At 65.2% G+C, this 18595-nt stretch carries 12 protein-coding genes; 8 read left to right on the top strand and 4 right to left on the bottom strand.

Annotated elements, in window-relative coordinates:
- Positions 1 to 120 precede the first annotated feature (120 nt).
- On the top strand, positions 121 to 1581 hold the full coding sequence (gene gltX, locus D1Y84_RS10970; protein ID WP_233581347.1) for a glutamate--tRNA ligase: 1461 nt from the start codon (positions 121 to 123) through the stop codon (positions 1579 to 1581).
- Positions 1582 to 1596: 15 nt separating this feature from the next.
- Here gltX and D1Y84_RS10965 read toward each other — a convergent pair whose 3' ends face one another.
- Both D1Y84_RS10965 and D1Y84_RS10960 read right to left on the bottom strand, forming a co-directional pair.
- The gene (locus D1Y84_RS10965) at positions 1597 to 2106 is read right to left on the bottom strand and encodes a protein-disulfide reductase DsbD domain-containing protein (RefSeq protein ID WP_124848549.1); all 510 of its coding nucleotides are present in this window, start codon (positions 2104 to 2106) and stop codon (positions 1597 to 1599) included.
- Positions 2099 to 2782 carry a TlpA disulfide reductase family protein gene (locus D1Y84_RS10960; RefSeq protein WP_124848547.1) on the bottom strand — a complete coding sequence of 228 codons (684 nt, stop codon included), beginning with the start codon at positions 2780 to 2782 and terminating at the stop codon, positions 2099 to 2101. Before D1Y84_RS10960 ends, D1Y84_RS10965 begins: the two co-directional genes overlap by 8 nt.
- 201 nt (positions 2783 to 2983) lie before the next feature.
- On the opposite strand from D1Y84_RS10960, the gene D1Y84_RS10955 reads away from it, so the two are divergent.
- The 4 genes from D1Y84_RS10955 to D1Y84_RS10940 all read left to right on the top strand — a co-directional run bounded on the left by D1Y84_RS10955 (position 2984) and on the right by D1Y84_RS10940 (position 9328).
- A complete protein-coding gene (locus D1Y84_RS10955; protein ID WP_233581346.1) occupies positions 2984 to 3958 on the top strand; it encodes an SIS domain-containing protein in 975 nt (324 codons plus the stop codon).
- Positions 3959 to 4092: 134 nt separating this feature from the next.
- A complete protein-coding gene (locus D1Y84_RS10950; protein WP_124848543.1) occupies positions 4093 to 4344 on the top strand; it encodes a hypothetical protein in 252 nt (83 codons plus the stop codon).
- Between the two features lie 426 nt (positions 4345 to 4770).
- Positions 4771 to 6543, top strand: a complete 1773-nt coding sequence (locus tag D1Y84_RS10945) for a proline--tRNA ligase (RefSeq protein WP_124848541.1) — start codon at positions 4771 to 4773, stop codon at positions 6541 to 6543.
- Positions 6544 to 6700: 157 nt separating this feature from the next.
- Complete coding sequence (locus D1Y84_RS10940) at positions 6701 to 9328, top strand: transglycosylase domain-containing protein (protein ID WP_124848539.1); 2628 nt, start codon at positions 6701 to 6703, stop codon at positions 9326 to 9328.
- Positions 9329 to 9361: 33 nt separating this feature from the next.
- Here D1Y84_RS10940 and D1Y84_RS10935 read toward each other — a convergent pair whose 3' ends face one another.
- On the bottom strand, positions 9362 to 10246 hold the full coding sequence (locus D1Y84_RS10935) for an Fpg/Nei family DNA glycosylase (protein ID WP_124848538.1): 885 nt from the start codon (positions 10244 to 10246) through the stop codon (positions 9362 to 9364).
- Positions 10246 to 15207 (bottom strand): DEAD/DEAH box helicase, encoded by a 4962-nt coding sequence (locus D1Y84_RS10930; protein ID WP_124848537.1) that lies wholly within the window; start codon positions 15205 to 15207, stop codon positions 10246 to 10248. The genes D1Y84_RS10935 and D1Y84_RS10930 overlap by 1 nt, the downstream gene beginning before the upstream one ends.
- A 251-nt stretch (positions 15208 to 15458) precedes the next feature.
- Here D1Y84_RS10930 and D1Y84_RS10925 point away from each other — a divergent pair, with 251 nt between their 5' ends.
- The 3 genes from D1Y84_RS10925 to D1Y84_RS10915 all read left to right on the top strand — a co-directional run bounded on the left by D1Y84_RS10925 (position 15459) and on the right by D1Y84_RS10915 (position 18567).
- Positions 15459 to 15881 carry a cytidine deaminase gene (locus D1Y84_RS10925; protein WP_124848536.1) on the top strand — a complete coding sequence of 141 codons (423 nt, stop codon included), beginning with the start codon at positions 15459 to 15461 and terminating at the stop codon, positions 15879 to 15881.
- Complete coding sequence (locus D1Y84_RS10920) at positions 15881 to 17215, top strand: thymidine phosphorylase (RefSeq protein ID WP_124848534.1); 1335 nt, start codon at positions 15881 to 15883, stop codon at positions 17213 to 17215. Before D1Y84_RS10925 ends, D1Y84_RS10920 begins: the two co-directional genes overlap by 1 nt.
- Positions 17216 to 17340: 125 nt before the next feature.
- Positions 17341 to 18567 (top strand): NupC/NupG family nucleoside CNT transporter, encoded by a 1227-nt coding sequence (locus D1Y84_RS10915; RefSeq protein ID WP_124848533.1) that lies wholly within the window; start codon positions 17341 to 17343, stop codon positions 18565 to 18567.
- Positions 18568 to 18595 lie beyond the last annotated feature (28 nt).

The raw sequence follows: 18595 nt of genomic DNA, 5'->3' as shown, positions 1-18595 counted from the left end.
ACCGCCTGCGCGGCTTGCGGTCCCTTCGGGACGTGCCTGCCAAAGAACGCCCGCCACGAAGGGGCCGCGAGCCGCGCAGGTGGTTTTGCTAGCATCAGGTTAGCCATGCCTGAAACACCTTTGACCTCTCCTCGTGTTCGCTTTGCTCCTTCCCCGACCGGCTACCTGCATGTCGGGGGCGCCCGTACCGCGCTGTTTAACTGGTTGTTTGCGCGGCACTGGGGCGGAACCCTGATCCTGCGGATCGAGGACACCGACTTCGAGCGCTCGTCTGAAGCGATGGTTGCAGGCATTCTTGAAGGCATGCAGTGGCTGGGTATGGACTGGGATGAGGGGCCGTTCTTCCAGTCGCAGCGCCTGCCACTGTACCGCGCCACGGCCGACAAACTGCTCGCTGCCGGGGCCGCCTACCCGTGTTTCTGCACCAAGGAAGAGCTGGAAGCACGCCGCGCCGAGGCAACCGCTGCCGGCCGGCCGCCCATGTACGATCGCCGCTGCCGGGCGCTTGCGCCGGCAGCAGCAGCAGCGCGGCAGGCTGCCGGGGAGGCTGCCGCAATCCGGTTCGCGGTGCCCGAGGGCGGCGCGACCAGCTTCGACGACGCGGTGTTCGGCACGGTGTCTTTCAACAACGCCGAGCTGGAAGACTTTGTCCTGCTGCGGTCGGACGGAATACCGACGTACCACCTGAGCGTGGTGGCCGATGACGTGGACATGCGGCTAACCCACATCATCCGAGGCGCCGATCACCTTTCCAACACGCCCAAGCAGGTGCTGCAGTACCAGGCACTGGGCGCGCCGCTGCCGGTGTTTGCGCATGTGCCACTGATCCTCGGACCCGACAAGACGCGGCTGTCCAAGCGGCATGGAGCCACCAGCGTGATCTCGTACAAGGACCTCGGCATTGTGCCGGAGGCATTCCGTAACTTTCTGGCACTGCTGGGGTGGACGCCGGGCACCGACGCAGCTGCTGGCGCCGATGGCAAGACGCGCGAGGTCTTTCTGTCCGACGAACTGATTCGCCTGTTTTCGCTCGCGGGCATCAGCAAGTCCAATTCGGTGTTCGACAACGACAAGCTGGCCTGGTTCAACACGGAGTACATCCGCGCCTACTCGCCGGAGCAGTTGCTGCCGCTGGTGCAGGCGGAGTGGGCCGCGGCGGGATTTTTGCCGACGCTGGCGCCGGACTCGATCCTCGCGACCATTGCCCTCTTGCAGACGCGGGCGCGCTCACTCAAGGATTTCGCCGGGGTGTTCCGCGCGTACTTCAGTGATGCGTTTGAGTTCGAACCAGCCGCGGTTGCTAAGTTTCTCAAGGACCCGGCGACACCACTGCTGCTGGTCGCGCTGGGCGAGCGTTTGCAGGCGGAGCCCGCGTTTACCGAGGCATCAACGGAGGCCACATTGCGCGCGCTGGCAGAGGAGCGCGGCATCAAGGCGGGCATCCTGATCAACGGGGCACGCGTGGCGCTGACCGGACAGGGCGTGGCGCCGAGCCTGTTTGCCGTGATGGTCGCGCTGGGGCGCGAGCGTACGGTAGACCGGCTGCTGGCGGCGCCGTCGATCCCTGTCGCTATGAGCTAGGCCACGGGGGCGCGCTTAACGTGCCACGATGTCCAGGGCGACCGGTGCGGTCTTCGGCGGAAGGCAGGCATCGGCGTCGCATGCCTGGTAGCGCAGTGCCGCCGCGAGCATCTGCTCGCCGGGGCGGGAAGCCTTGAGGCGGGCGTGGAGCACCACCTCACCCGTGTACACGCTGAGCTTTTCTCCGGGAAACGCCTTGGAGCTGAACTCCGCACCTTCTGGAAATATCACGGCCTGAACCACGACGCCGGGCCGCTCCACAACGATCAGCTCTGTGCGGATGAAACCCTTGTCGCGCGGAACATGCGAGTTGATGTGCAGCCCCTCGCGAATGCGGAAGTGCAGATCGACCTCGTGCGGCTCGCCGACTATCAACTGTGCCTGCTCGGGAAAGACGTACTGCACCGGCTCGCCCTGAGCGGCGGCCGGTTTGTGGGTCTGCCAGGGCATATCCTGCGCGCCCAAGGAGCACGCGAGCAGCAGGGCGGCCACCGCCAGCCCGGTCGTCAGGCGCAGGCTAGGCACCACTGGCGATCGCCTTCTTGATGTCGGCTTCTGCTTCCTGCTTGGAGCCGGCCCCGGTGATTACCGCGACAATCTTGCCGTTGCGATCCACGTAGAACGACTGCGGCAGCAGGTCGATGCCGCCATAACGCTGCGTGATGGTGTCGCCGCCGATCAGCACAGGGTAGTTGATGTGCAGCCGGTCGGCAGCTTTCGCAATCTCGGCCTTCTCTTCACCGGCCTTGCTCTGCTCTTCCTGGTCGAGCGAGTCGGAAGAGACGCCAAGGATCTCGAAGCCCTGCGGAGCATACTGCGTGTGCAACGCTGCCAGCCACGGGATCTCGTACTTGCAGGGTCCGCACCAGGTCGCCCAGAAGTTGATCAGCACCGGACGCCCCTTGTAGGAGGCGAGCGAGACCTTTTTGCCGCCTAAGTCCATCAGTTCAAAGTTGGGTGCGGGTTTGCCCAGCAGGGGGCTTGGTGGCAGCGCTGCGTCCGCACTGTCGGGCGGCACCGTCGCCGTGCCGGCGGCGTCGCCGGGGCCGGCCGGCGTCAGCACCATCTCTGGCCCGTGCCCTTGCAGGCCGTTCGTGCCCGCTTTCTGTGCCTGCCCGGTGTGGAAGTTGCTGACTCCTGCCCAGACAATCAAGCCAAGCGCTACCAGAACCATCAGAATGACCAACGTTTTACGGGCCAAGAGTGCTCCTTCTGCATGCGCCAGGACTGGAGACGCGGTGGCCATCAGCTGCATGCACAACAAAATGCTTTGTTTAGTGTAGAAGATGCCAGTGAACGCTGCGGGGCTGTCACACGACTCTGCATGGTGAGCCTTTGCGGCAGGCCGAGTGGCGCGCGAGGTTGCGTTGGCGGCGGAACCAGTGCTTTGATGGGGCTTGTCATGCCACCCAGCACCCCCTCCATGCTCGTCCGGACCGAAGCAGCTGCGCTGTCTGCCCTTGCCGACCGGCTGGATGGTGCCATGGCTGCGCCTTTTGAACAGGCAGTCGCCCTGCTGCTGCGCTGCGTGCAGGGGCGCGTCGTCGTGACCGGCATGGGCAAAAGCGGGATCATCGCGCAGAAGATTGCGGCGACGCTCTCCTCGACCGGCAGCCCGGCCCTGTTTCTGCACCCGGCTGAAGCCGTGCACGGGGATATCGGCATGCTGGCCCCGGGCGACGTGGTGGTGGCGCTCTCGGCCAGCGGCGAAACCGAGGAGCTGCTGCGCCTGCTGGCAACGATCAAGCGGGTGGGCGATGCCCTGATCACTTTTTGCTGCAATCTTGAATCGACCCTGGCACGAGCAAGTGACGTCGCCCTGGACTGCAGCGTGGCCGGGGAGGCCTGCGGACTCGGGCTGGCGCCGACGGCCTCGACGACGACCATGCTGGCGCTGGGCGACGCGCTGGCCATCGCTGTGTCCCTGCGCAAGGGGTTTCGCGTGGAAGATTTTGCCCGGCTGCACCCCGGGGGGCGCCTGGGTAAGCAGCTGGCGTCGGTGCGCGCACTGATGCACACGGGCGAGCGCATTCCCAGTGTCAGTTTACGTACGCCGATGAGCGAGGTGCTCGACGAGATGACCCGCAAGGGACTGGGCATGTGCGTGGTGCTGGATGCGAGCGGGAACGTTGCTGGCGTGGTGAGTGACGGTGACCTGCGGCGGCTGCTGGTGGGCCATGGCGGCGATGCTCTGGCACTGCGGGCCGAAGACGTGATGCACCGCGCTCCCCACATGATCGGCGCGGATGAGCTCGCGGCCAGTGCCCTGGCCGTGATGGAACAGCACCGCATCACCTCTCTGGTGGTCCAGGAGGCGGATGGCTCGCTCGCCGGCGTCGTGCACCTGCATGCGTTGTGGGGTCTGGGGCTGGTTTAAGGGCTTTTCGGCCCGGGTGGGTATGCCGTTGTGGGCTCCAGCATATTTTTTCAAGAAATCGGAGATCCAGCCCTGAACTTTTGGGACAAAGTGCCGATAGGGGAGCAGACAGTTTAGGTTTCCCGAGGTGTGACATGTCCGTTTCAGGAATCTCTGCTCTTCAGTCACTGACCAGCTTTGGCGACTCGCCCGCTGAGGCGCTGCCCCGCCCGACCTTGACCGAACAAATGCGCCAGATGCTGACCCAGGGTCAGAGCCTGCAGCAGATTGCCGCCAACCTTGGGCTTCCCGAGAGCCAGGTTGTGTCGAATCTCGGGCTGGGCACGAGCCAGGATGATAGCGGGACGGACACTGTGTCCATCGGCAAGTTGTCGGTGAACGCTTAAGCCAAAGCTGGCTGTTCCACTCTGCCCCAGCCACCGCTTCCGGCTGGCCGCGCGATGGCCGGCGGTCGAGCCCACGCGGGGTGCGCGGGGGCAGCGTCGTCGTCTGGGTTGCGCCCGGGAGGCAACGCTGCTGCCAGCAGGCTTGGCTGCGGTTTTGAAATCGCGACTACGGCCTGTGTGTTGGTGGCCTCGTTGGCGAAAGCGCACGCCGCTGCATGGTTCCGGCGGCAATCGGAGAGTTCGCGGGTCGCAGGTACGTGCGGGGTGCGTGGAGGCTACATGGATCGGCGCAGTCCCGCGAGTGGGCCTTTGCTTGGGCCTGTTGCCGGGGCGTATGCCGCCGAAGACGGTTAGAATCGTCCAGACTGCCCGTTTCTGCCGAGTGCATCCAGGCTCCGCGAACGGGAAGAAAGGCGTCTTTCCTTCATGCATCGCTGGTCCAAGCTTTTCATCCCCACCCTGCGCGAGGCGCCATCCGACGCTGAAGTCGCGAGCCACAAGTTCCTGCTGCGCGCCGGGTATGTGCGCCAGTTAGGCGCCGGCATTTATTCGTACCTCTTTCTTGGCCAGCGCTCCATTCAGAAGATCACCGCGATCGTGCGGGAGGAGATGGACCGGATCGGCCAGGAGTTCCTGCTGCCGGCGCTGCTGCCCGCCGATCTCTGGCAGCAGAGCGGACGCTGGACCACCATGGGCCAGAACATGTTCCGGCTGCAGGATCGCAAGGGTGCCGACCTTTGCCTGGGCATGACGCACGAAGAGGTGATGACCGATATCGCGCGCAAGGAACTGCGCTCCTACAAGCAGCTGCCGCAGATCTGGTACCAGATCCAGACCAAGTTCCGCGACGAACCGCGCCCCAAGGCCGGGCTGTTGCGGGTGCGCCAGTTCCTGATGAAGGACTCCTACTCCTTCGATATTGACCAGGACGGACTGGACCGGTCCTATAACCTGCATGATGCGGCATATTGCGCAATTTTCACCCGCTGCGGGCTGGAGTTTGTGGCCGTGGAAGCGGACTCGGGCGCGATGGGCGGTTCGCAGTCGCAGGAGTTCATGGTTTACACCGAGGCGGGCGAAGACCTGATCGCGAGCAATGTCGAGACGGGCTACGCCGCCAACATCGAAAAGGCGACCTCGCGCCTCGCGCCTATTGACGACCTCCAGCCGACCGGTGATGGCCAGCCCGAGCTTGTGCATACGCCGGGAGTGGCTGCGATCGCGGATGTGGCTGCCTTCTTCGGCATCCTGCCGGCGCAGGACATCAAGTGCGTGGCCTACATGGCCGAGGTGCGCGATGCCGCGGGTAAGTCTGCCTGGAAGCCGGTGGCGGCTTTTCTGCGCGGCGACCACTCGGTGAACGAAACCAAGCTGCTGGGCACGGTGCAGGGTGTGGAGTTGCGCACCATGAACGGCGACGAGCTGGCGCAGTGGCTCCAGGGGCCGGCAGGCTACCTTGGCCCGGTGGGCCTTGCTGCCGCCAAGACAATCACGGATGCCGGGCTGCTGGTCGTGGTCGACAGCGCGCTCGAGGGTCGACGCAACCTGGTATGCGGCGCCAACAAGCTGGATTACCACTTCCGCAATGTGTGCCCGGGCCGTGATTTCGACTGGACCGCGCTTGCCGATATTCGCAATGCAAACGAAGGCGAAGATGCGCCCAACGCTCCCGAGGGAGTTGCAGCACCACTGAGGATTGGCAAGGCGGTCGAGATCGGCCACATCTTCAAGCTGGGCTACCGCTACGCCGAGGCGCTCGGGGCCCGCGTGCTCGACCAGAACGGCAAGGAAAAGATGCCGATCATGGGCTGCTACGGCATCGGGATCGAACGTATTCTCACAGCGGCAATCGAGCAGTCGGCTACCCGCGGCACCGATCCGAATGGCCCATGGCTGCCCCGCTCCATCGCGCCTTTTGAGGTCGTGGTGACCATCACCAATGTGCGGGATGAGGCGCTGCTGGCTGCCGGCGAACACCTGGCGAACCAGCTCGAGGCAGCCGGCTTCGATGTGCTGCTGGACGATCGCGACGAGCGTGCCGGGGTGAAGTTCAAGGACGCGGACCTTGTGGGCATCCCGCTGCGTATCAATGTAGGCAAGAAGGTTGCGGACGGGTTTGTGGAAGTGGTGGACCGCGCAACCGGCACGACCCAGGACGTGGCGCTCGACGCTGTCGCCGCACACGTGTCTGCCCTGTAGTTTTTCTTTGGCGCGGCGTTATCTCCCGGGTTCGGCAAGGCGTCCAACAGCTGTCCTGCCGAATCGGGACATAACGGATTTCTGCGACTCCCTGCTCCGCCTTCCCCCGGGCGTGGGCCGCAAGCCACACTCGTTAGAGGACAAGGCGGTACGCTGCTTGGCAATTCGAATTGCACTTCCGCGCACGGGCGCTTCGCGCCCTGGGCTTCACCGGCTGCTGGCCGTCGTGCTGGTGGCCGTGGTAACCATTGCTCTCGCTGGCGCCGCCGTCTTCGGCTACTACTTCCACAAGTACGGCCAGATCGTCGACCAGCGACTTGAGAAGCCCTTATTTGTGAGCACGGCGCAGATCTACGCTGCGGCGCGGCAGGTGCGCACCGGTCAGCGGCTCACCGCTGCGGTGGTAGCGCAACAGTTGCGCACGGCGGGGTACACGGACGACTCGGACAGCGCGAAGTCAGAGCGGGGCACGTTCTCGGCCAATCAGGAAAGCATCACGATCCGGCCCGGGCCGCAGAGCTTCCATGCGCCCGAGGCTGCCACCATTACGTTTGATGGCGGCAAGGTCCAGCAGATTACGGCGACCAATGGCGAACAGCTTGCCAGCTACGCGCTGGAGCCGCTGCTGATCACCGGGCTCTCCGACGAAACCCGGACCAAGCGCCATCTTGTTACCTACCAGGAGCTGCCACAGTACCTTGTGCCAGCGGTCACGGCGATCGAGGACCGGCGCTTCTTTGCCCACGGCGGCGTGGATTACATTCGCATGGTCGGCGCCGCGCGTGCTGATCTACTGCATCACGGGTACCACGGCTCGACCGAAGGCGGCTCCACGCTCACGATGCAGCTCGCGCGCGGGTTCTTCCTGAGCCCCGCCAAGCACATCAAGCGCAAGCTGCTCGAGATCATGATTACCTGGCACCTGGAAAGCCGCTTCAACAAGCAGCAGATCTTTCAGATGTACGCCAACGAGATTCCGCTGGGGCAGGCTGGGTCGTTTGCGATCAACGGCTTTGGCGAGGCCGCGCAGACTTACTTCGGCAAGGATGTGAGCAAGCTCAACCTGCCGGAGTGCGCGCTGCTTGCGGGCATGATCCAAAGCCCCAGCCGCCTGAACCCGATGCGCCACCCGGTGCGCGCGGTGGAGCGTCGCAACGTGGTGCTGGACGCGATGGTCGAGGCGGGAGCCATCTCAAAGGAACAGGCCGAAGAAGCGAAGGCGTCGCCGCTGCGCCTTGCCTCGCAGAGCGTGCAGCAGAACCAGGCACCGTATTTTGTAGACCTGGTGCGTGACCAGGTGGCCGCGAAGCTGGGGGACAGCAACTGGAACCAGGAAGGGTTGCGCATCTACACCTCGCTCGACCCGCAGCTGCAGGAAGCCGCAAGCGCTGCGGTGGAAGCCGGCATGAAGCACGTGGACGAGCTGGTCGATCACCTACATGCCAAGGATGCTGCTGCGGGCACCCCCATCACTTACCCGCAGGTGGCGCTGATCGCGCTCGATCCGCATACCGGCCAGGTGCTGGCGCTGGTGGGCGGTCGCAACTATGGGCAGTCGCAGTTGAACCATGCGACGTCGCACCGGCCGACCGGCTCTATCTTTAAACCATTTGTGTATGCCTCGGCGTTTAACTCGTCACTTGCCGGCACTGAGCTTGCGAATACGGATGGTACGACCGGCGTGTTTACACAAGTGATGATGCTGCCGAACGAGCAGCAGACCTTTAACTACGGCAACGGGCAGACCTATACGCCACGCAATTTCCACGGCGAGTATACGGATGAGGTCACGGCACAGTTCGCGTTGAAGCGCTCAATGAACAATGCGACTATCGCGCTGGGACAGATGGTCGGCTTTGGTAACGTGGCAGCGCTGGCGCGAGATGCAGGCATTATAAGTGCACGCGCAACGCCTGCAGTTGCACTTGGCTCGTATGACGCAACGCCGCTCGAAATGGCTGGTGCGTACACGGTCTTTGCGAACAATGGCACGGCCATCAAGCCATGGATGCTGGCTTCGATTCGTTCGGCGAATGGCGACCCGCTGCAGGACTTTACCGCGCAGACCCACCCCGTACTCGACCCGCGCGTTGCCTACCTAACAACCAACATGATGCAAGCTGTACTGAGCGGCAATGGTACCGGTGCAGGCGTGCGCGCGATGGGCTTTTCCGCGCCGGCCGCAGGCAAGACCGGCACCTCGCGGGATGCGTGGTTCGCTGGCTACACCAGCAACCTGCTTTGCATCATCTGGGTCGGCAACGATGACTACTCCGATATCAAGCTGCAGGGTGCGGATGCGGCCGGGCCGATCTGGGGTGAGTTCATGAAGCGGGCCGTGGCGCTGCCGCAGTACAGCGACACGCACGACTTCGCGCCGCCCTCCGGAGTCTCACTGGTGCGGCTCGACAAGGCCACCAACCTGCTGGCCGATGCAAGCTGCCCGGACAACAACTACACGGCCGCATTCCTCGACGGGACACAGCCGACCGGGACCTGTGACGCGCCAGGAAACGACCAGCGCAACATCTTCCAGAAGCTGTTTGGCATCGGGCACGAGCCGCAGAATCCGCAACAGCAGCAGCCAGTAACCGCGAACCCGCAGGGTCCACAGGCAGCGCAGCCGCAACAGCAGCCACCTGTGCCGGGAGCCCCCGCGACGACCGAGCCTGCACTGCAGCCGGCGGAGCCTACGCAGGAAAAGAAGCCGGGCTTCTTCGGCAAGCTCTTCGGGCACAAACCCAAGGATGCCCAGCCGCAACCACAGCCACAACCGCAGGAGTAAGCTTAGCTGCTGATTGCCCGCGCTTTCGCGCGATCAGCAGCCCACGCGCTTACGCCCGCTGGTCATGGCCCAGCCCTGGACGAGGGCATCGCCCGGCTGGCACTGCGGGCACCAGTAGGTGGAGCGCGCATCAGGTCCCTGCTTGCGCATCAGCACAGCTGTCCCGCAGCGGCGGCAGGGCTGCCCTTGCCGTCCGTACACCCACAGCCGCGCAGCCTGGCTTGATGAGTTGGTGGTGCGGCGAGCGCCGGTGTAGGTCAGGATCTTGTCTTCTGATTCTTCCTGCACGTTGAGCCCGATGAGTCGACGCGACTGGTAGAGCAGGTCGTCGAGTTCTTTCTCCGTGATCGAGGAGACTTTGCGAAACGGGTGCACCCCACACAGAAACGGCACCTCGCACTTGTACACATTGCCGAGGCCGGCAATCACCTGCTGGTTGAGCAGCACGCTCGCGATCTCTTCGTCGGGCCGCGCCAGGATGCGCTTGCGTGCTTCCTGCTCGTCGTAGTCGGCGCGGAGCAGGTCGGGTCCGAGCCTGGGGATCATGCTGTTGCGCTCAAGGGTGCGCGCGGTGAAGAACTTCGCCACCGGCACGTTAAATGCTACGGCTTCGAAGTCTTCAACACGGATGACGCAGCGCATGCCGCGACGTGGGACGCGCCATCGCTCGCCGACGCGATAGATGTGCCACGAGCCGCTCATGAGCATGTGCGTGACGAGGATGAGGTCGCCGGAGAAATAAATCAGCAGCCACTTGCCGTTAGCCTCGATGTTTTCTACCGTGCGGCCATGGACTGGTGTGTTGTCGTCGACGCTGGCGAGTGGCGCGAGCGCTGTCTCAAACGCGGTGACGACCTTGCCGGTGAGCGCCCGGCTGAGTGCACGGGCCGAGCGGTAGATGGTATCGCCCTCTGGCATTAGTGCACCCCTCCGGAGATGTTTCCCCTGCCGCTTGCCGGGCTGCTGGCGACCGACGGCAGAACACGCCGCACGTTGAAGCCCATCGGCGCAGCCTGGAAGCCGGTGTCCTGCAGGATGCGGGCCATCCAGTGCAGGTGTGTGGGCTGGCCATTGATCGTGGCAAGCAATAGCCCGCCGCGCTGTTGCGCCTCGGAGCCGCTGCGCATCTCCTGCTGCGTTGAGCTTGCCAGGTGCGCAGCGAGATCGCGCGCGGCCTGCGAGCGCTCCGGCTCGTCCGCCGGCAGAAAGAACTGCACGTGCGGATTGCCGCGGCGCATGTAGGCGAGCAGCTCTCCATTGCGCATGACTACACTAGCGCCTGCGCTGCGCGTGAGGGTGCGCCCCGCGCTTGCGTCCTGCTCCTCTGTCTCCTCGGGCGCGGGCCAGCGCAGCACTGACCCATACGGGTTTGCAGGATCTGTCGCAGCGATGGTTACGAATTCGGCTTCGTCGTTCTGCGCTCCTGATCGCAAAGAACGCAGCAGGTCCACCGCAGCCGGGAGCGCGAACTGCGTTGCGCCCAGGCCCGCGACGAAGTAGCCGCGGCGGATCTTGCCACTCTCCTCCATGGCTTTGAGCACGTCGTACACAGCAGAGAAGCCGCCGGGCACATTCTCGCTGGCGACACTTTCGCGCGTGAGCACGCCGTAGCGGTTCAGCAGTTGCTGTGTGAGCGCGTGGCTCCACTCGGTGCCGTGTGCCTGCAGGTCAGGCGGCGGCAGCAGGGTCCAACGGCCCTGCGCGCTGGCCGGCGTGGTGCGCCGCGAGCGGAAGCTGCTTGGCTGGTTGTGCTGTCGCTTGGGGTTGCGCGTCGTGGCCGCGGTCTTCTGCACGTAAGCTCGCAATGCGTGAAAGGTATCGTTGCTCACGATGCCGCGCCACACCAGCGACCACAGGGCATCGAGCGTTTCGCCTGGATAACCGCCGCCTACCGCGTCGTGCAGCTGCGAGAAGAACATGGCGCCGCTGCGACCGAGCTGCGCGACCAGCTGCTCTTCCCTTTCGGAAAGCGGCGCTGCGTCGGCAGGGCGCGGAGCGCGCAGGGTGGGCAACATCTCGGCGAGATACAGGGCGACACGCCCATCGTGCTCGCCCAGCGCGTCCAGGCCGCACCAGGCTACTTCGCCCGCGGCGATGAGCGTATCGAGATCGCCCGGCATGTAGCGAACCACGCGTGCCGGGAGGATCGAGGTTTCGAGCAGCGAAGCCACCAGCGGCGCGCCCTGGAGCTGCTCGATCGTATCGAGCAGCGCGTCGAGGCCGTAGCGCTTTTGCAGGATGCCCTGCCAGTGCGTGCCGAGCCGCGCCAGCATCTGCTGCTCGACCGGTTCCACCTCCTTGCGCAGGCGGGCCAGCGACTTGCGACGGATCAGCCGCAGCACCTCGGCATCGCACCACTCGCGGTGGATGCCGCCCGGTCGGAAGCCGCCTTCGACGATGCGGCCATCGAGCAGTAACTGGCGCAGTGTCGCCTCGGTGATCTGCGCATCGAGAGCGAAGCGGGTTTGTGCTTCGGCAAGCGTGAAGGGGCCGTGGGTGCGCGCATAACGTCGCAGCAACTCGAGCACAGGCGCGGCCACGGCAGCGAGCAGCGCAGTGGGCAGCCCGGGTGGCAGCGGAATGCCGAGCGCGTCGCGATAGCGCGCCGCGTCTTCCACCGCGATCAGTCGCTTCTCGCCGGCGACGCGTACCTCCAGCACGCGTCGTGCGCGCAGCAGCCGGTCGAGCGTGTCGAACACTTCGGCCGACGTGGTGCGCCGGCGCAGCTCTTCGCGCGTCAGATCGCCGAGCCGCAGCAGCAGGTCGTGCATGGCGTCCATGGAGCGCGCGTGGCCCATCTCGCCGAGCGACTGCAGCGTTTCTTCCACTTCGGCGATCGCTTCCGGATCGAGCAGCTCGCGCAGGTCGGCGTCGCCCATCAGCTCGCGCAGCTGCTCCTGGTCAATGGAGAGTGCCTGCGCGCGCCGCTCGGCGAGTGGCGCATCGCCGTCGTAGATGTAGTTGGCCACGTAGGAGAACAGCAGTGACGAAGCGAACGGGGACGGCGTACGCGTGTCGGCAACATGCACGCGGATCTGCCGCTTCTCGACGGCACGCAGTGTTTCAAGAAATGCGGGCATGTCGAACACGTCGCGCATGCACTCGCGATAGGCCTCAAGCAGCATGGGAAACGAAGCATAGCGCGATGCGACGGCGAGCAGGTCGTACGCGCGCTTGCGCTGCTGCCACAAGGGAGCGCGGCCGGTGGCGCGCTTGCGGGGCAGCAGCAATGCACGCGCGGCGCTCTCGCGGAACTTTGCGGCAAACAGAGCGGTTGCTCCGAGCTGCCGCAGCACATGCGCGGTGGCTTCCTCCGCATCGAGCAGCAGCATGTCCGCGTCCGGCGCGACATCCGACTCCGGAAAGCGCAGCACGAAACCATCATCGGCCCACATGACCTCAACATCGGGGCCGCCGCTGGCACGGATGCGGCCCGTGACCGCCATCGCCCAGGGCGCGTGCACGCGCGAGCCGAACGGGGTCAGCACGCACACCCGCCAGTCGCCGAGCTCGTCGCGCACGCGCTCGATCACGATGGTGCGGTCATCTGGCACCACGCTGGTTGCCATTTCCTGGTCGGCGAGGTAACGCAGCAGGTTTTCGGCTGCCTTGGGTTCGAGGTCATGCTCGCGCACCAGACGCGTGAGTGCGACATTGTGCGGCTGCGCGCGTAACTCGCGCACCAGCGCACCGATGCGGCGGCCAAACTCCAGCGGGCGTCCCGCATTGTCGCCATGCCAGAACGGCATCTTGCCGGGCTCGCCGGGTGCGGGTGAAACCAGCACCTTGTCGTGCGTGATCTCGTCGATGCGCCACGTGCTGGCACCCAGAATGAAGGTGTCGCCGGTGCGTGACTCAAAGACCATCTCCTCGTCGAGCTCACCGACGCGGATCGGCTTCTTCTCGGAGCCGGAGAGAAACACGCCATATAGACCGCGATCCGGGATGGTGCCGCCGTTGAGAATGGCAAGCCCCTTGGCGCCCTGCCGCGGCGTCACGATGCCCGAGACGCGATCCCAGGTGACGCGTGGACGGAGCTCCGCGAACTCGTCCGAGGGGTAGCGGCCGGCGAGCAGGTCAAGCACGCCTTCAAATGCGCCGCGGCTCAGGTCTGCATAGGGTGCGCAGGCGCGCACGATGGCGTACAGCTCTTCCACGTGCAGACCAGGCGAGCGATCCTCGTCGAACTCGGCCTTGAGCTTGCGCGTGCGCTTTGATTCCTCATCGCGAAGAGCGAGTGAAGGCGGCTGGGCCACAATCGCGACCATCTGCTGCGCGAGCACGTCCAGCGGATTGCGCAGGAAGCGCGTGGACTCCACCAGCCCGTCGTGCATGGCGCGTGTGACGGCGGCGCAGGCAACAAGGTCGGCGCGGTACTTGGGAAAGATGATGCCTTCGCTTGCCGCGCCAACCGAGTGCCCGGCGCGCCCGATGCGCTGCATGCCGCTCGCGACGGATGGCGGCGCTTCGATCTGGATCACGAGGTCGACCGCGCCCATGTCGATGCCGAGCTCAAGCGACGAGGTTGCGACCAGCGCCTTGATCTTGCCGGCCTTGAGCAGCTCTTCGATCTCGGAGCGCTGCGGTGCGGCCAGCGAACCATGATGCGCGCGGGCGATGTTCTCTTCGGCAAGCTCGTTGAGCGCGCCGGCAAGCCGTTCGGCGATGCGCCGGCTGTTGACGAAGATCAGCGTGGAGGTGCGCTGACGCACGATCTCGAGCAAACGCGGATGGATCGCGCTCCAGATGGAGGTGCGCTTCGGCCCCTGCGAGGCGGCACCGCTTGGCAGCTCCTGCACCTCGCCGAGCTTGGCCATGTCTTCGACCGGTACTTCGATCTTGAGCTCGAGCCGCTTGGGCTCGCTCGCGTTGATGATGGTGACCGGGCGATAGCGGGCCGCAGTCTCCGCAATCTCTGCCGGTGTTGTTTCGCGCGACGGCTGCCGCGCAGCCTGGGGGGCTGCCAACTCATCGGCAACTACCTCTGCCTCGCTGGTCCACTCGCGCTCGCTTTCCTGGCGCAGGTCTTCGGCGGCTTCAGCCGGGGGCAAGGGGAGCTCGGCCAGAACCTCGCGCGGCTGCGTGCCGGCGAGAAAGTGCGCCACTTCTTCCAGCGGACGCTGCGTTGCGGAGAGACCGATGCGCTGCAGCGGCTTGCCCGTGGCCTCCCGAGTGATCGCTTCGAGGCGCTCGAGCGAAAGCGCCATATGCGCCCCGCGCTTGGTCGGCACCAGCGCGTGAATTTCGTCGATGATGACGGTTTCGACCGTCTTGAGCGAGGCAGCGGAGTCGGAGGTGAGCAGCAGGTAGAGCGATTCGGGCGTGGTGATCAGGATTTCGCCGGGGTGACGGCGAAAGCGTGCGCGATCCTTCTGCGAGGTGTCGCCTGTGCGGATGGAGATCTCGGGCAGGTGCACCGGGACGCCGCGCTGACGCGCCATGTTGGCGATGCCGGCAAGTGGAGAGCGAAGGTTGCGCTCAACGTCCACGGCCAGCGCCTTGAGCGGGCTGATGTAGATGACGCGGCAGCCGCCACTCTCGCGCGGCTTGCGCTTCGGCTTGGCGGCCGGTGGCGCCGTCTCCGCGGGCGGCACGCTCGACAGCATGATGCGGTCCAGGCACCACAGGAACGCGGTCAGCGTTTTGCCGGTACCGGTCGGCGCCAGGATCAGCGTGCTTTCGCCGCGGGCAATAGCCGGCCAGCCGAGCCGCTGGGGCGAGGTGGGCCGCTCGAACACGGCACGGAACCAGTCTGCGGTGACGGGATGAAAAAGGCGCAGAGCGGCCTCGGCTTCCTCGGCAGGCGTGGGCGCGGCAACTGGAGCATCGGCAATGGTGATCGTGTTCGGTAAGGCGTCTTTAGGCTTTGTCGTCTTCATGAATGCGCAAACAAGCTCTTATTCGATGCGCGAAGCCGGGCGACGCATGCCCGGAGGAGGAAAGCGCGCAGCATCTGGTTTAACCAGTGTGGAGCAGCTGTTGGCGCAGCACTGGATCGCCGGCGAGTGGCGCCCCGGCCGGGTGAGGTGGAGGTGCTGCCGCGCCGCGCAGATTCACGCAGGCGGCTTGCAGCGGTCCGGCCGGTGCAGGTAGCCTCCAGACACATCCTCGAAGACACAAGAGCGCCAGCATGCACCCAGACGACGCCGCACAACTTGCCCAACTGTATGCCCAGGCCCAGGCGGCCGCACTGCTCGCCTACGCCCCGTACTCGCGTTTCCGCGTGGGTGCTGCCCTGCTGTTCGACGATGGCGCCGTGGTCACCGGCTGCAACGTGGAGAATGCTTCGTTTGGACTGACGAGCTGCGCCGAGCGCAATGCCCTGTTCCGGTCGGTGAGCGAGCGGGGTGCCTCGCCGCGGATCGTGGCGATCGCGGTGGCCAACGCTAACCATGCATCGAGTCCGCCGTGTGGGGCCTGTCGCCAGGTACTGAGCGAGTTTGTCACGCCGGATGCGCTGGTGGTTTTTCCAGGCCAGACCGGCCTCGCGCTTGCGACCGTGTCGTTCCGCAGCCTGCTGCCGCACTCTTTCCAGTTCGAGGCGGCACTCTGATGCAGCCCTCGCTGCATGCTGTGGACCTGATCCGGAAGACGCGAGACGGTGAGCCGCTCGACGCGGCGGAAATCCACTTCCTCGTCGCGGGTGCGGCCGCGGAGAGCATTCCGGAGGCGCAACTCGCCGCGTGGCTCATGGCGGTGTTCCACAAGGGTCTGACCCTCGCGGAGCTGGGTGAACTGTGCGAGGCGATGCGCTGGTCAGGCGAAACGTTTGACGCGCGGGACCTGGGACGCGCGGTGGTGGACAAGCACTCCACCGGCGGGGTGGGCGATAAGACTTCGTTGATCGTGGCGCCGATTGCGGCGGCGGCAGGGCTGCTGGACCCGATGATCAGCGGCCGCGCGCTGGGCCACACCGGCGGCACGCTCGACAAGCTGGAGACGATTCCCGGCTTTCGGACCAGCTTGTCGCTCGCCGAGATGCGCACCGTGCTGGCAGCAACCGGGGCCTGCATGGCCGGGCAGAGCGCCAGGCTGGTACCCGCGGATCGCACGCTCTACTCACTGCGGGATCGTACCGCTACCGTAGAGAGCCCTTACCTGATCTGCGCGTCGATCATGAGCAAGAAGCTGGCCGCCGGGCTCGATGGCCTGATCCTGGACGTGAAGACCGGTTCGGGCGCTTTTCTGCGCGACCCGGAAGCGGCTCGCTTTCTTGCCCGGCTGATGGTGGAGACCGGCGAGCGGGCAGGCACCAAGACGGTCGCGGTGCTGTCGGACATGAGCCAGCCGCTGGGCGAGAGCGCCGGCAACTGGATCGAGGTGGCCGAGTGCTGCGCGCTGCTGCAGGGCGAGCGCTCCCCGATGACGCAGGACCTGCGCAACCTTTCACTGGTGCTGGCGGGCTGGATGCTGTTTCTTGGAGGCGGAGCGCCGGATGCCGAGCAGGGTTATCGGCAGGCCGAACGCCTGCTCGAGAGTGGCGCGGCGTGGCAGAGTTTTCGAGCGATTGTGTCCGCCCAGGGTGGCGATCTCAGCGTGCTTGACGCTGCAGCGAGCTACCACGCACCCGGCGCGCGCCTCGTGATCGCGGCGAAAGAAACAGGGTTCCTGAACGGGCTGGACACCACGGCGTTTGGCTGGGCGGTACAGCGCCTGGGCGCAGGCCGGGTTGAAGTTGGCGACGCGGTGGATGCGCATGCCGGGCTCACCATGCATGTGAAGCTGGGACAGCGCGTGGAACAGGGCAAGCCGGTATGCACGCTGTTTGCGGCGGAAGAACGGCTGTTTGCCGAGCCGACGCGTTTGCTTGAGGGCGCCGTCACCATCGAGGCAGAACGGCGCGAACCACCGCCGCTCATTGCAGAAGTCATCACAGCATTGCGTTAGGACCTACGCAGCGCGGCGGGGACAATGCCTGGTAGCTGCAACGTAGTGCCCAGTCCCCGCCCGCCGGTTGCTGCCCGAACGGCAGACGGTATGCTGGGTTTGCTCGTTACATGAAGGGGCTCGCGTTGGGACGATTCACCGGGATACTTGGCCTGCTCACCATGCTGCTGCTGGCGTGGTTGTTTTCGACGGATCGTCGCGCCATTCGCTGGCGCACCGTGTTTTGGGGAATCGGGCTGCAGTTCTGTTTCGCCTTCGTGGTGCTGCGCTCGACGTGGGGCCAGCGCGGGATCGCCGCGGCCGGCTCCGCGATCAACACGCTGCTGAGTTACGCATTTGCCGGCTCCTCAATTGTGTTCGGGGAGCTGGGCAAGCAGCACTCCACGTTCGGCTCCATCTTTGCCTTCCAAGTGTTGCCGACCATTATCTTCATCTCGGCCCTGTTTTCGGCGTTGTATGCGCTGGGCGTGATGCAGGTCGTCATCCGGATCTTTGCGCGGCTGATGCAGGTCACCCTGCGCGTGTCCGGCGCGGAGAGCCTCAATGTCGCGGCTTCCGTCTTCATGGGGCAGACCGAGGCGCCGCTCACCATCCGGCCTTTTCTGCCTGGCGCGACACGCTCCGAGTTGATGACCGTGATGACCAGCGGCATGGCGCATGTCTCCGGCGGCATTATGGCGGCGTACATCCTGTACGGCATCGAGGCCAAGCACCTGTTGGCTGCCGTGATCATGACGGCGCCGGGCACCATCCTGATCTCGAAGATGCTGGTGCCTGAAACGGAAACGCCGGCGACCGAGGGCACCGTGCACATGCCCAAGGACGAAGCCCACGCGGGCGAAAACCTGCTCGCTGCGATTGCGCGGGGCACCATCGATGGCGGTCAGCTCGCGTTCAACGTGGCCATCATGCTGATCTCGTTCCTGGCGCTGATCGCCATGGTGAATGGCTGCTTTGGCTGGGCGCACAACCACGCGCACTGGTTTCCGCATTCGCTCGATGCCGTGATCGGCTTTGTGTTCGCGCCGATCGCATGGCTGATCGGCATCCCGTGGCACTCGGCCACGCTGGTGGGCAACCTGCTGGGCACCCGCATGGTGATCAACGAACTGGTAGCGTACTCGCTGTTGGGCGCGCAGAAGAGCATGCTCGATCCACGTTCGTTCACCATCGCAACGTTTGCGCTGTGCGGCTTTGCCAACCTCAGCTCCATCGGCATTCAGATCGGCGGCATCGGGGCGCTTGCGCCGACGCGCCGCAACGAGCTGGCGCGGCTGGGGCTGCGCGCGATGCTGGCCGGCACCATGGCGAACCTTATGTCGGCTTCGATTGTGGGCATGCTCTTTCGCTAACGGAAACAGCGGGTAGACTGGGGCTACC

The sequence above is a fragment of the Acidipila sp. EB88 genome (assembly GCF_003858395.1).
Classification (GTDB): Bacteria; Acidobacteriota; Terriglobia; order Terriglobales; family Acidobacteriaceae; genus EB88.
This window is presented reverse-complemented; position numbering and strand designations above follow the sequence as displayed.